The organism is Phocaeicola dorei (assembly GCF_013009555.1).
Lineage (GTDB): Bacteria > Bacteroidota > Bacteroidia > Bacteroidales > Bacteroidaceae > Phocaeicola > Phocaeicola dorei.
In genome coordinates this window covers 2,707,790-2,721,555 of the sequence record NZ_CP046176.1, presented here as the reverse complement: position 1 = coordinate 2,721,555, position 13,766 = coordinate 2,707,790, and the positions used below count along the sequence as shown (strand labels likewise).

The following is a 13,766-nucleotide window of genomic DNA, read 5'->3' as shown; positions in this document are numbered from 1 at the left end:
AAGTATAAACTAATCAATAAACATATATCATGTTGATAATAAGATGTTTAAATTAGTGGTATGACTTTTGTCATCTAATTGAAAAAAAGAATTATATAAAAATGAAATTGTATATCATATCAAACAGACTGCCCGTGAAGGCTGTCGCAGAAAAAGATACCTTTGTTTTCTCACGTAGTGAAGGAGGTCTGACAACGGGACTAAATTCCCTACAGGGCAATTACGAGAAACATTGGGTGGGGTGGCCCGGAATCTGTACAGACAAAGAGGAAGAAAAACAGGATATCTGTCACCGGTTGGAGGAAATGAATCTCCATCCCATATTTTTATCCGATGAGCAATATAAGAACTATTATGAGGGATACAGTAACAGTACCCTGTGGCCTTTATGTCACTATTTCTTTGCCTATACATTATATAGAAAAAGTTTCTGGCAATCTTACCAAGAGGTTAACGCTTTGTTTTGTCGGGAAATTATCCGCCTTGTGGAACCGGATGATTGGGTCTGGGTACAAGATTATCAGTTGATGTTACTTCCGGAAATGCTTCGCCAAGAGCTTCCCCAGTTGCATATCGGTTATTTCCATCATATTCCGTTTCCATCTTATGAGTTATTCCGAATTCTACCTGAACGTGCCGAAATACTGAAAGGATTGTTAGGAGCCGATTTTATCGCATTTCATACACATGACTATATGCGTCATTTCATCAGTGCGGCCGAACGGGTACTCCATATAGATTTCAGTTTGGATGAAACCCGGATAGGCAGTCGCATTGTGCGCGTTGATGCACTTCCGATGGGGATAAATTATGACCTTTACCACAATGTGTCACAACAAAAAAATGTTTGGAAGGCTATAGAACGAACCCGTCTCTTGTTTGGCAAACATAAACTTATCCTATCGGTAGACCGTTTGGATTATAGTAAAGGTATTTTGCACCGCCTTTATGGATTTGCCTCTTTTTTGGAACACCATCCCGAATATCATGGCAAGGTAACACTGGCTATGGTCATAGTTCCTTCACGTGATCATGTAGGCAGTTATGCCGAATTGAAAACCCGGATTGACGAGGAAATAGGTTCTATCAACGGACGATATTCTACAATGAACTGGACTCCGGTCTGCTATTTTTATCATGGTTTTTCATTCGAAGAATTGGCTGCTATGTATTTTATAGCTGATATTGCATTAGTAACTCCTTTGCGTGACGGAATGAACTTGGTTGCCAAAGAGTATGTTGCTGTCAAGCAAGACAATCCCGGTGTATTGGTTTTAAGTGAAATGGCCGGTGCCGCTGTGGAACTGACCGACGCCTTGCTGGTTAATCCCAATGATACGGAGCAGATAGAAAATGCCATTTGCCGGGCATTGGAAATGCCGTTTGAAGAACAGCAAGAACGGATGCACCGTATGCAGTCTATTGTATCCGTACAGACTGTCAATAAATGGGCTGCCGATTTTGTAAATGAATGGCAGGAAGTGGCACACAAAAACAAAACCATGCTTTTTAAGAAAATAGGATCACAGAATATGCAGGAAATTCAGCATCAATACTTACATGCTAAAAAGCGTTTGATTTTGTTGGATTATGACGGGACACTGGTCCCTTTTCAGAAAAGGCCGGAAGATGCCTCTCCTACTCCACAATTGCTGGATACATTGCAGAAACTGACCGCCGACCCCTTGAATCATGTGGTAATAAACAGCGGACGTGACCATTTTACTTTAGAGAAGTGGTTGGGTGCACTGCCTCTTTCCTTTGCAGCCGAACATGGGGCCTTTTATAAAGAGAATGGTGTATGGCACAAGAATGTACACGGGCAGGAATGGAGCCCCGGATTGCTTTCTATATTAAAATTATTTGTCAGCAAGACTCCTCGCTCCCATCTTGAAGTCAAAGAAACGGCACTTGCCTGGCATTATCGTGAAGCCGATGCATGGTTGGGCAGATTACGTGCGCAACAGTTGGTCAATTCCTTGATATCTATTTGCTTGAAACAGAATTTGCAAATCATGCAGGGTAATAAGGTAATAGAAATAAAATCTCCCGAATTTACCAAAGGTTCAGAAGTAAACAGGCTTTTGCTTGCCACCCGATATGATTTTATCTTGGCAATAGGAGATGATACTACGGATGATGATATGTTTAAAGCCGTACCTGTTACTGCTGTGACTGTAAAGATTGGTACAGCATCCGAGAGTGCACGTTACAATCTGCCCGTACAGACAGACACCTTGCCGTTTTTACAACGGCTGACAGATGAAGGCATGGTGAAAGCAGCCTTGAAAAGTGGTTTGAAAGGGCAGTTATCATCGGCTATAGATTTTTTTAAACGGATAATAAACCACTAACATTACAAAAAAAATAACCATGGATAATTTGAATTACGGTGTAATCGGTAATTGCTGCACAGCCGCACTGATTTCCGAAAAAGGAAGTATTGAATGGCTATGTTTTCCAAATTTTGATTCACCTTCTATTTTTGCAGCTCTTCTAGATCGTGAAAAAGGCGGGACTTTTGGTTTTGAAGTTTCAGAAGACTATCACACCATCCAATCGTATGTTCCCCATACCAATATTCTTTCCACTACTTTTGTGTCAGAACAAGACGAATTTGCGGTAGTCGACTTTATGCCTTGTTATGAGTTATATGATAATAAGGAATATTATCGTCCAGCTGAGGTCTATCGTTATATCCGCTGGATTAAAGGTCGTCCTCGCATTAAAGTCAATTACCATCCGGCTCCCGATTATGCTCGTGGAAAAGCGTTTTTTAATGTAACTTCCCGGTATATTGAAACCTATTCTTCTTCTAACAACAAGGACAGACAATATCTGTATTCCTCTTTGCCGTTGCAAGGTATTGTAAACCATCAGGAATTTATATTAGAGAAAGATGAATTTTTTCTTCTTTCATACAATGAAAAGGTGATTCCTGTTGATATAGAGCGTGAGAAACTGGAGTATTGCCGCACGTTGGTTTATTGGTTGAACTGGACGGATCGTACAAGAAAGTTCACTATTTACAACGATATAATAGAGCGTAGCTTACTCACCCTGAAGATGATGTCCTTTTATAATGGCGCGGTATTAGCCTCTCTTACTACCAGCCTGCCCGAAGCTGTGGGAGAAGTACGCAATTGGGATTACCGTTTTTGTTGGTTGCGAGATGCCTCCATGTCCATAGAGACCCTTTTCAAAATAGGTCATGCCGATGCAGCCCGCAAATTCATGAAATTCATACAATCTACTTTTGTTGCCGAGCATGACACTTATCAAATAATGTATGGCATTCGTGGGGAAAGGAAATTGACTGAAGTTATACTCGACCATCTTTCAGGATATAAAAACTCCAAACCGGTGCGTATCGGCAATGATGCTTATCATCAAAGGCAGAATGATTCGTTCGGCTATTTGATGGATTTGATTTACCAATATTACCGGTTGATGCCAGGTACATTGGATGAAATAGAAGATATGTGGGAAATGGTGAAAAGCATTATGATGACTGTGGTGGAAGATTGGAGAAAGCCTGATAAAGGAATTTGGGAGATACGGGGTGAAGGACAGCATTTCGTTTCGTCCAAAGTGATGTGTTGGGTTGCTTTGGACAGAGGAGCCCGCATAGCTCGTATTCTGAATAAATATGAGAATAGCCGACGTTGGGAAGAAGAAGCTGATGCAATTAAAGCTGATGTTATGAGAAACGGCTGGAAGGAAGAAATACAAAGTTTTTCACAAGCATACGGCAATCTGGATTTGGATTCTTCTTTACTGTTAATGGAACCTTATGGATTTATAGATGCTGATGATATTCGTTATCATAAAACAGTGAAAGCCGTCAAGAAATCCCTGTTACACAAAGGGTTGATGTACCGTTATAATACTCATGATGATTTTGGCTGTCCTTCTTCGGCCTTTACCATCTGTACTTTCTGGCTGATCCGTGCACTTTATGTCATCGGGGAAAAAGACGAAGCACGCTGTCTGTTCGATGAAATTTTGCAATATTCAAACCATTTGGGTCTGTTCAGTGAAGATATTGATTTCGAAACAAAAGAACAATTGGGTAATTTCCCACAAGCTTATTCTCATCTGGCACTGGTAAATACTGCTGTGTTATTTGCAGAAGAAGATAAAAGGCTAATCTTTAAATAAGGAAAAGCCTTGCCGAAAAACAAAAAACAGAGAAACAGCATTTCCTATTCTAGGTGCTTTGGAGCCTGTTACAGCTTTATTCTTCGGAGTACTGATTTTTGGAGAGCAGCTGACACCGCGCATTATTCTGGGCATTTTGATGGTGATTACTGCCGTAACTCTAATTATAGGAGGAAAAACATTGCTGAAAAAAAGCAAGATTCGGTTAAGGCATACTGGCAAATAAGATCGGATTTTGTATCTTTGCCCTTGTAATTATAAATTTTCCACTATGAAAAAACAACTGATGCAATGGGCAGGAGTGGGAATGTGGATGGTATTTGGTCTGTCCGCATGTTCTCCTACAAAAACAGAAATCGGAAACCTGAATGTCATTCCGCAGCCCCAAGAAGTAAGTCAAGACATTCAAGCCCACCCTTTTGTTATTAATCCGCAAACCGGTATTGTCTATCCGGAAGGCAATGAAAAGTTGCAACGGACGGCAGAATTTTTAGCTTCTTATATTAAAGAGGCTACGGGAATTACCGTCCGGACAACAACTGAAGCCGTAAAGAAGAATTCCATAATCTTGGCGGTTGACAGTTCCATTACCAACAAAGAGGGGTATCAACTGGAGGTAACTTCTGAAAACATTCATTTGAATGGAGGAAGTGAGTCTGGGGTCTTTTATGGAATACAAACGCTCTATAAGGCTTTGCCATTGACCAAAAACAAACAGGTATCCGCTGCCATCCCGGTGGGAACTGTTAATGACTATCCTCGTTTCGGTTATCGCGGTTTTATGGTAGACGTGGGCCGCCATTATTTCCCGGTTTCTTATCTGAAACAAATCATTGATATGCTGGCATTGCACAATATCAATTATTTTCATTGGCATCTGACTGAAGACCAAGGTTGGAGAATTGAAATCAAGAAATATCCCAAACTTACGGAAATAGGTTCGATACGTCCACGTACGTTGATTGACCGTGAAACCCAGATCTATGATGAAACTCCTCATAGCGGTTTTTATACACAGGAAGAAGCAAAAGAGATTGTCAAGTATGCCGCTGACCGTTTTATTACTGTAATTCCCGAAGTTGACCTTCCGGGACATATGATGGGAGCTTTGGTTTCCTATCCGGAATTAGGTTGTACGGGAGGTCCATACGAGATTCCTTGTAAATGGGGGGTATTCCCTGATGTGCTTTGTGGAGGAAACGACCGGGCTTTACAGTTTGCTAAAGATGTATTGAATGAAATTATGGACATCTTTCCATCTCCTTATATCCATATTGGTGGGGATGAATGTCCGAAAGTACGTTGGGAAAAATGCCCTGCATGTCAAGCTAAAATTCGGGAACTGGGTTTGAAAGATACACCAAAACACAGCAAGGAGAATCAATTACAGACCTATTTCATGTCCGAGGTAGGCAAAGTTATTAATGACAGAGGGCGTAAAATGCTGGGCTGGGATGAGATGTTGGAGGGAGGATTGGCTCCAGGTGCCACAGTAATGTCATGGACTGGTGTCAAAGGTGGTATCGAAGCCGCCCGTCTGCACCATGATGCAATTATGACTCCTATTCAGTTTCTTTATTTCAGCAATCCTACTTACAATCGGATAAAAGGGACTAAAAGCCTTGAACGTGTCTATACATTTGAACCTGTTTCTAATGAATTGGCAGAGGATGAACGAAAATATATCATCGGTACTCAAGGATGTATCTGGACAGAATGGACGCGTGACAGTTTGAAGATGGAATGGCAAATTCTTCCTCGTATGGCTGCCTTGTCCGAGATTCAATGGACGGAACCGTTACATAAAAATTTCGACAGTTTTTTGAAACGTTTACCAGCTCTGCTGGCTATTTACCGGGATAGAGGTTATGATTTTCGTCAGGATATTTATGATGTGAACATTGATATCGTTCCGGCTCCCGATGAAGGAAAAGCCAAGATTGCTTTTCAGACTTTTGATGATGCGGAAATACATTATACATTGGATGGCAGCGTTCCCGATGTGCAATCCCCATTGTATACCGACACTATACAAGTGGATAAAGATGTTATCATACAAGCCATTGCAGTTCGTCCGCAGGGTACTAGTCAGATAAGTAAGGAGGAAATACATTTTAATGCAGCCACAATGAGACCGGTTACCTTGAATACCATTCCTCATAAATCATATACTTTTAAAGGAGGAAGTACCTTGATAGACGGATTATATGGGGATATGAATTATCGCTCAGGACGTTGGATTGGTTTCTACGGGACAGATATGAATGTGACCCTTGATTTACTTGAGCCTAAGGAAGTATCTTCAGTTTTTGTAAACACAATGTTGAACACAGGCGATGCTATCTTTGGTGCAACAGGTCTGAAGGTGGAAGTTTCTGAGGACGGGAAAAATTTCCGCAGGGTAGCCTCCGAAAATTTTCCCGTTGTGGAAAAAGGAACTAAAATGCAAAGCCGCAAAGACTCTGTTTCCTTTGATAAAGTAAAAGCCCGCTATATTAAAATCATAGCAGAAGTTACTCCGAAACTTCCCGCATGGCATTCCATGCCTGGCGAAAAAGCTTTTCTGTTTGTTGACGAAATAGGAGTGGAGTAAATTCGCCTTCGGAGCAATAGCTTTCTAAAGAACAAATACTAAACAAGAAACGGACATTCTGACAAAACAGATGTCCGTTTCCTTATCAATAACCCTTTCATGTATTTTCAAACTAGAAAGCTGTTCAAGAAAAAAATGGCGATAGAGTGAATCTCTATCGCCATCATGTGACATGGAATGTCTAATTCCTTATGCTTTAGGAAGTGCTTCTTTTACAACCATAGTACGGTTTACATATTCTGCACCGTTCAATTGCTTGATAGCTTCTTTAGCTTCGCCATCATTAGGCATTTCTACAAAAGCAAAACCTTTAGAACGACGTGTTTCACGATCAGTAATAAGTTTTACTGAAGCTACTGTTCCATACTCTTCCATTACACCTCTCAAATCACCTTCCCTAACATTATAGTTAAGGTTTCCAATATACAAATTCATAAAATAAAAATTGATAAATAAATAATTAAGTAAACTTTGAATTTAAAAATTTAGTTAGAAGAATAGAAACGGTTCAAGTGTGAGATGAATTGAGTCAATCGAAAAAACTATCTTTTTATATTCCGTTGTCAAAGGAACGATAAATAATTGGATTATCCACTATATTTCTCTTTTTATTTTGATATTTTTTTAACCGGTGACTCTTTTTATACTTTTTAGGCTTAAAGCAAGAGCCTTATATCATTCATATTCACTAATTTTGTATTAATAGCTAACTTATAACTAAGATTTATATGATATTGAATGAAAGAGAAAGCCGCCATGAACATGTTCTGCATGTGGCCCGACAAATGATGACAGCAGCGCGTACTGCTCCCAAAGGAAAAGGTGTTGATATTATTGAAATAGCCATGGTGACGGATGGTAATATCAATATTTTATCGGAAATGATGGTGAAAATGGTTGCGGAGCATGGAATGAAATTCTTCCTGCGCGATGCGGAAAATATTCTGAATGCAGAATGTGTCCTGTTAATAGGTACACACGAACAGGCGCAAGGATTGAATTGTGGTCATTGTGGATATGCCACTTGTGTGTCTCGCAAAGAAGGAGTGCCATGTGCTATCAATAGTGTTGATGTGGGCATTGCTATCGGATCAGCTTGTGCTACAGCAGCAGACAACAGGGTGGACACACGGGTCATGTTCTCGGCCGGATTAGCAGCACAGCGTCTGAACTGGCTGGAAGGATGCACCCAGGTTTATGCCATCCCTGTCAGCGCATCCTCTAAAAATCCTTTCTTTGACCGGAAACCTAAAGAATAAATTTCTCTACTACCGCGGCTACACCATCTTCTTCATTAGAAAGGGTGATGTAGTCGGCGTTTTGACGGACTATTTCTTGAGCATTGGCCATTGCTACCCCCAATCCGGCATATTGTATCATAGAAAGATCGTTAAAACCATCACCAACGGCAATCATTTCTTCTTTTGTCATACCGATTTCTTTTAACAATACGGCCAGTGATTGTGCTTTATCAATACCTTTAGGAACCAATTCCAAAAAATAAGGTTCGGAACGGAATACCCCCATACGATCTTTCAAATGTTCGTACATTTCTTTTTCAAGCACTGCAAGCCGCGTAGGTTCACCTACAATCAGACATTTGGCAATAGGAAATTTTATTGCCTCCAGAAAATGATCCACTTTCTTGGGAGTCATCACATTCAGAATAGCTTCTTTCAATACATATTCATCTTCCGGATATTCAGTCAATACATATTTTCCATCGTAAGTGACGATAGCAAAATGGTTGTCGGTGGCACATTTATACAGGTAAGGTAATATATCCGGATCGAGCACATTCTCGTACATCATCTCACCGGTTTTCCAGTCTATGATCTCACCTCCGTTATACGAAAGTATATAACCTTCGTATTTCTGCAGCTCTAAGATCTCAGCCAGTGGAGCCACACCGTATGTGGGACGTCCCGATGCCAAAACAATTTTTACTCCGCGCTTTTGCGCTTCGATAAGTGTACGACGTGTGTGTTCCGTTACCTCTTTCTTTTTATTGGTCAACGTTCCGTCTAGGTCTAAAACTAATAATTTATACTTCATATACTATTTAATGGAGTGCTTTTGCCAAATTCGCTGCAAATATAACGATTAAATTCATGGCTTTTTGCTACATTTGCTCAAAATAAACAAGAATCATGACAGAAATTTTATTAACCGTAATTATTATCCTGCTGATAATTAATATTGTAATCGCACTTACTAAAAACAATCGTCTGCAAACCGAACGTCTGGAAGGATTGCTACGCGAAGAAATGAAAGAAAACCGGGACGAACTGGGAAAAAATATTCGCGAACTTCGTAACGAACTGAATCAAACCTTGAATTATTCTATCCGTAATATGCAGGATACTTTGCATAAAAACCTGCTGACCGGTAATGAAATGCAACGGGAAAAATTTGAAGCAATGGGCAAGCAACAGGAAGCTTTGGTGAAAAGTACGGAAAAACGATTGGATGACATGCGGCAAATGGTAGAAGAAAAATTACAGAAAACATTGAATGAACGTATAGGACAATCCTTTGAGATAGTACGTTCGCAGCTGGAGAATGTACAAAAAGGATTGGGAGAGATGAAGGGTCTGGCACAGGATGTAGGAGGATTGAAAAAAGTTTTAAGTAATGTGAAGACACGGGGTACATTCGGAGAAGTACAATTAGGTGCCTTATTGGATCAGATGCTGAGTCCGGAACAATATGAGGCGAATGTCAAAACCAAGAAAAATGCAACGGAATTTGTGGAGTTCGCCATTAAACTTCCGGGAAAGGAAAATAATAATGATACTGTATATTTACCTGTGGATGCCAAATTTCCCAAAGATGTATATGAACAATATCAGGATGCATACGAAGCCGGAGATGCCGCATTGATTGAAACTTCATCCCGTCAACTGGAAATCACAATTAAAAAAATGGCAAAGGATATTCACGATAAATATGTAGACCCACCTTTTACAACAGATTTTGCCATTATGTTTCTGCCATTCGAAAACATCTATGCAGAAGTGATCCGCCGGACCGCGTTGGTGGAAATGTTGCAGAAAGACTGGAAGATAGTGGTTACAGGTCCTACCACCCTGGGAGCTATCCTGAATAGTTTGCAAATGGGATTCCGTACGCTGGCCATTCAAAAACGAACAAGCGAAGTATGGAATGTGTTAGGGGCAGTAAAGACCGAATTCGGAAAGTTTGGAGGATTGCTGGAAAAGGTACAGAAAAATCTACAGAATGCAGGAGACCAGTTAGAGGAAGTTATGGGGAAACGTACTCGTGCCATAGAACGTAAATTACGCCAGGTAGAAGCCCTTCCGGCAGAAGACAGCCAACGAATGTTGAGTTTGCCCGAACTGACTGATGATGAAGACGATGAATAAAAGGAGGATTTCAATATGAGCATGACGTGGGATTTTATTTTGAGATTGTTTGTGGCAGGCGCTTTGGGTACTGTTATTGGTCTGGATAGGGAATATCGTGCTAAAGAAGCCGGTTACCGTACCCATTTTCTAGTATCACTGGGAAGTGCTCTCATTATGATTGTATCACAATATGGTTTTATGGAAGTAGTGAAGATGGAGGGGATAGACTTGGACCCGAGTCGTGTGGCCGCACAGGTTGTCAGTGGTATCGGTTTTATTGGAGCGGGTACTATTATTTTTCAAAAACAAATCGTGCGCGGACTTACTACCGCTGCCGGAATTTGGGCTACTTCGGGCATCGGTCTGGCCATTGGAGCCGGTATGTACTGGCTGGGAATCTCAGCAACAATCCTTACGCTGATTGGTCTTGAGGCACTTAGCTATCTTTTTAAAAGTATAGGTATGAAAAGTTCCATGGTAGAGTTCTCTACAGACAATAAAGAAACACTGAACCGTATGGCCAAGAAATTCAATTCCAAGGAATACAATATTGTTTCCTATCAATTGGACGAAAAGAGGTTGGGAGAAGTAACAACCTATTATGTTACAATGGTTATAAAATCTAAGAAATACAATGATGAAGGTATGTTACTGACATTATTACAAGATTTTAGCGATATTACCGTTCACAGGTTGGAGTAAACTTTTCCGGCTTGGTTCAAAAGCAGCGAGGCTGTAATTTAAACTGTGTCAGCAAAGCAAACAAATAAAGTATTAACTTTGCTAACACAGTTTTTTTATGAGTGAAGAATTTGATTTTGAAAGGATCAAGAACAAGGCAATCGAGCAGCTCAAGGCTGGCAAGCCCTTGTTGGGTAAGGACGGAGCTTTTGCCCCGTTATTGGAGAGCATTTTAAATGCAGCTTTAGAAGGTGAGATGGATGCCCATCTTTCCGAGGATGAACGCATGAGTGGCAACCGTCGTAATGGCAAGATGCAGAAGCAGGTGCAAACTTCTATGGGTGAGGTGACCGTTTCTACCCCCCGTGATCGTAATTCCACCTTCGATCCTCAGTTTATAAAGAAGCGGGAGACCATTCTCGCGGAAGGTGTTGCTGACCGCATAATCGGCCTTTATGCCCTTGGTAATAGTACACGTGAAATAAGCGATTGGATGGAAGAGAATCTTGGTAACCGTGTGTCTGCCGAAACAATCAGTTCCATCACTGACCGGGTACTTCCGGAAATAAAAGCGTGGCGTTCGCGTAGCCTGGATTATATTTATCCGATAGTCTGGATGGATGCCATTCATTATAAAGTCATGGATGAGAGAGGCTGTGCCATTACCCATGCAATCTACAACGTATTGGCTATAGATAAGGACGGTCGTAAGGATTTGCTTGGGATGTACATCTCTAAGAATGAGGGGGCAAACTTCTGGTTGAATGTGCTGACCGATTTACAGAACCGTGGTGTACACGACATTCTCATAGCTTGTGTCGATGGTCTGAGGGGCTTCCCGGATGCCATCCAAAGCGTATTCCCTGATACCATAGTGCAACTTTGTATCGTCCATCAGATACGTAACTCCATCAAATACGTCGGCAGTAAACACCAGAAGGAGTTTCTTAAAGATCTGAAACGGGTTTACGGTGCAGTCAGCAAGGATGCCGCTGAAACGGAGCTTCTTGATTTAGATCAGAAATGGGGAGAGAAATATCCTATCGTCATCAAGTCGTGGCAGGACAACTGGGAAAAGCTCACTGAATACTTCCAGTTCACATCCGATATACGTCGTATGATTTATACGACGAATACCGTTGAAGGCTACCACCGGCAAATACGGAAAGTTACAAAAAACAAGGGTGTGTTCCCTAATGACACCGCCCTTGAGAAGCTTGTCTACCTCGCTTATCGCAACATACGCAAGAAATGGACTATGCCACTGGCTAATTGGGGCACCATTGCCCAACAACTGGCGATAAAGTTTGGAGATAGATTTAAGTTGTTGTAATTTTACGCTCGTCGGGAGTGCTGGTGCACCCCCTTGGCGCTGGCCGATCCCCGACCGATGAGCTTGAAAGAAAAACAGCGCATGACACAGTTTATTTTACGCCCCCAAAGCAGCGGGGGAGAGCTCTTATTGAAAGATTCTCTCCCCTGTGCTGTGATCATGCTTTTAATCGCATAACAAACATACTTCCTTCTCCCAGCTTACTGTCTACTGTAAGAGTACCATTATGGGCCTCGACAAAATCTCGGGAAATAGACAGGCCTAAACCGCTTCCTTGTACTTTAGTTCCGGGAACCCGGAAATAATGGTCAAAGATGCTTTTATGATAACGTGGATCAATCCCTTTCCCGAAATCCCGTACAAACATCTCAATGAATCCATCATCTGTTTGACGTGCCCCTATTACCACACGACCGTTTTCCGGTGAATACCGGATGGCATTGGAAAGAAGGTTGGTTAGAACCCAAGCTATCTTCTCACTGTCGACAAACAGTTTACCTATTTTGTCTTCAGGGTATTCCACTTCTATTTGAATATTAAATTTTTCAGCTTGTACACGATTGGCCTTTATTGCATATTCTATCAACTCTATAGGTTTGGTTATCTTAGGCTTCAACTGTAGTTTTCCTGATTCTACCTGGGTCATATTCAGCAACTCGCCGGTGATATTAAGCAGCCGTTCGCTATTTTCTTTGATACTGTTTGCCAAATCTTCCTGTTCTTCATTTAAAGCTCCGATACGCTGGTCTTCTAATAATTGCAGACTCATCATAATAGCCGAGATAGGAGTCTTCAATTCATGTGAGATTGTAGAGATAAACGTAGTCTTGGCCGAATCCAGTTCCTTAAATTCGGTTATATTCTTCAACATAATGACATATCCTTTTTTTTCCATAGTAACCCCATCTTTCCCCGGTTGGGAAATACTCATGTATTTTACTTGGAAAAAACTCTCTTTATTGTCCGCATAAATCTTCAGAGGTTCTTTCTTTTCTTTTTCCTTGTCTCTGACTGGTTCCCCAGGAATTTCCACCAATTCACGAATCAGGCGACGCAACAAATCATTGCGCAGGGAAATATCCTGTGCAGAGTGTTTAATAACTTCTTCACGCTTCAGGTTGATCACATTCAATGCTTCATCATTGATGAAAAGGATTTCCATATCATTATTTAAACCAATGATAGGCTCGTTGATACTGTTGATGATAGTCTCCATATACTTTTTAGATGCCATCATATCGGATAAAGCACTTGCATGATAATCTTCCAGACGTTTGGCCATGCGGTTGAAATTTTTAGATACTTCAGAAAATTCTTCACTATTGCTTAATTCCAAACGTTTTTTATAATTATGGTTCGCAATTTCCTGTATAGCGTTGGTCAATTCTTTAATAGGATTATCAATCGATGCAGGAAGACGCAGCCACATACCAATACCAATACATATACATGCGGCACCAACAACATATATCCACAATAAAGCCCGCTGTAATCCGGGACCTGCTGCCGGACTGTCAGGTTCCGTGGCGGTCAATATTTGCAAATTCACAACAGAAAGTACAACCAATAGTACAATCATTGCCACCAATACCCCTATGGCAAGGGTTAGTTTCGACTTTATATTCATAAC

Annotated in this window: 10 protein-coding genes and 1 pseudogene; 8 read left to right on the top strand and 3 right to left on the bottom strand. The window is 41.0% G+C overall.

Annotated features, from left to right (window positions below; genetic code table 11):
* Positions 1-101 precede the first annotated feature (101 nt).
* The 4 genes and pseudogenes from GKD17_RS11385 (at position 102) to GKD17_RS11370 (ending at position 6,754) form a co-directional block, all read left to right on the top strand.
* Positions 102-2,354, top strand: a complete 2,253-nt coding sequence (locus tag GKD17_RS11385) for a bifunctional alpha,alpha-trehalose-phosphate synthase (UDP-forming)/trehalose-phosphatase (RefSeq protein WP_007835466.1) — start codon at positions 102-104, stop codon at positions 2,352-2,354.
* Positions 2,355-2,373: 19 nt separating this feature from the next.
* The gene (locus GKD17_RS11380; protein ID WP_007835468.1) at positions 2,374-4,161 is read left to right on the top strand and encodes a glycoside hydrolase family 15 protein; all 1,788 of its coding nucleotides are present in this window, start codon (positions 2,374-2,376) and stop codon (positions 4,159-4,161) included.
* 34 nt (positions 4,162-4,195) lie between these two features.
* Positions 4,196-4,387, top strand: a pseudogene (locus GKD17_RS11375) (EamA family transporter); the annotation flags it as partial.
* A gap of 45 nt (positions 4,388-4,432) precedes the next feature.
* The gene (locus GKD17_RS11370; RefSeq protein WP_007835471.1) at positions 4,433-6,754 is read left to right on the top strand and encodes a glycoside hydrolase family 20 protein; all 2,322 of its coding nucleotides are present in this window, start codon (positions 4,433-4,435) and stop codon (positions 6,752-6,754) included.
* A 189-nt stretch (positions 6,755-6,943) separates the two neighbouring features.
* On the opposite strand, the gene GKD17_RS11365 is transcribed toward GKD17_RS11370, so the two are convergent.
* Positions 6,944-7,189 carry an RNA recognition motif domain-containing protein gene (locus tag GKD17_RS11365; RefSeq protein WP_007835472.1) on the bottom strand — a complete coding sequence of 82 codons (246 nt, stop codon included), beginning with the start codon at positions 7,187-7,189 and terminating at the stop codon, positions 6,944-6,946.
* 293 nt (positions 7,190-7,482) lie between these two features.
* Between GKD17_RS11365 and GKD17_RS11360 the strand changes: the two genes are divergently transcribed.
* On the top strand, positions 7,483-8,013 hold the full coding sequence (locus tag GKD17_RS11360; RefSeq protein WP_007835473.1) for a ferredoxin domain-containing protein: 531 nt from the start codon (positions 7,483-7,485) through the stop codon (positions 8,011-8,013).
* On the opposite strand, the gene GKD17_RS11355 is transcribed toward GKD17_RS11360, so the two are convergent.
* Positions 8,003-8,809, bottom strand: a complete 807-nt coding sequence (locus GKD17_RS11355; RefSeq protein ID WP_007835474.1) for a Cof-type HAD-IIB family hydrolase — start codon at positions 8,807-8,809, stop codon at positions 8,003-8,005. The genes GKD17_RS11360 and GKD17_RS11355 overlap by 11 nt on opposite strands.
* Positions 8,810-8,904: 95 nt before the next feature.
* On the opposite strand from GKD17_RS11355, the gene GKD17_RS11350 reads away from it, so the two are divergent.
* The 3 genes from GKD17_RS11350 to GKD17_RS11340 all read left to right on the top strand — a co-directional run bounded on the left by GKD17_RS11350 (position 8,905) and on the right by GKD17_RS11340 (position 12,136).
* Positions 8,905-10,140, top strand: coding sequence for a DNA recombination protein RmuC (locus tag GKD17_RS11350; protein ID WP_007835475.1), 1,236 nt, complete (start codon positions 8,905-8,907; stop codon positions 10,138-10,140).
* A gap of 15 nt (positions 10,141-10,155) precedes the next feature.
* On the top strand, positions 10,156-10,824 hold the full coding sequence (locus tag GKD17_RS11345) for an MgtC/SapB family protein (protein WP_007835476.1): 669 nt from the start codon (positions 10,156-10,158) through the stop codon (positions 10,822-10,824).
* Positions 10,825-10,921: 97 nt separating this feature from the next.
* Positions 10,922-12,136, top strand: a complete 1,215-nt coding sequence (locus GKD17_RS11340) for an IS256 family transposase (protein ID WP_007839275.1) — start codon at positions 10,922-10,924, stop codon at positions 12,134-12,136.
* A gap of 157 nt (positions 12,137-12,293) precedes the next feature.
* Here GKD17_RS11340 and GKD17_RS11335 read toward each other — a convergent pair whose 3' ends face one another.
* A complete protein-coding gene (locus tag GKD17_RS11335; protein ID WP_007835477.1) occupies positions 12,294-13,763 on the bottom strand; it encodes a sensor histidine kinase in 1,470 nt (489 codons plus the stop codon).
* Between the last annotated feature and the right edge of the window lie 3 nt (positions 13,764-13,766).

Excerpts from the sequence above, each read along its gene's own strand:
- GKD17_RS11385 (WP_007835466.1), top strand. The coding sequence starts at position 102 with ATGAAATTGTATATCATATCAAACAGACTGCCCGTGAAGGCTGTCGCA.
- GKD17_RS11380 (WP_007835468.1), top strand. The coding sequence starts at position 2,374 with ATGGATAATTTGAATTACGGTGTAATCGGTAATTGCTGCACAGCCGCA.
- GKD17_RS11370 (WP_007835471.1), top strand. The coding sequence starts at position 4,433 with ATGAAAAAACAACTGATGCAATGGGCAGGAGTGGGAATGTGGATGGTA.
- GKD17_RS11365 (WP_007835472.1), bottom strand. The coding sequence starts at position 7,189 with ATGAATTTGTATATTGGAAACCTTAACTATAATGTTAGGGAAGGTGAT.
- GKD17_RS11360 (WP_007835473.1), top strand. The coding sequence starts at position 7,483 with ATGATATTGAATGAAAGAGAAAGCCGCCATGAACATGTTCTGCATGTG.
- GKD17_RS11355 (WP_007835474.1), bottom strand. The coding sequence starts at position 8,809 with ATGAAGTATAAATTATTAGTTTTAGACCTAGACGGAACGTTGACCAAT.
- GKD17_RS11350 (WP_007835475.1), top strand. The coding sequence starts at position 8,905 with ATGACAGAAATTTTATTAACCGTAATTATTATCCTGCTGATAATTAAT.
- GKD17_RS11345 (WP_007835476.1), top strand. The coding sequence starts at position 10,156 with ATGAGCATGACGTGGGATTTTATTTTGAGATTGTTTGTGGCAGGCGCT.
- GKD17_RS11340 (WP_007839275.1), top strand. The coding sequence starts at position 10,922 with ATGAGTGAAGAATTTGATTTTGAAAGGATCAAGAACAAGGCAATCGAG.
- GKD17_RS11335 (WP_007835477.1), bottom strand. The coding sequence starts at position 13,763 with ATGAATATAAAGTCGAAACTAACCCTTGCCATAGGGGTATTGGTGGCA.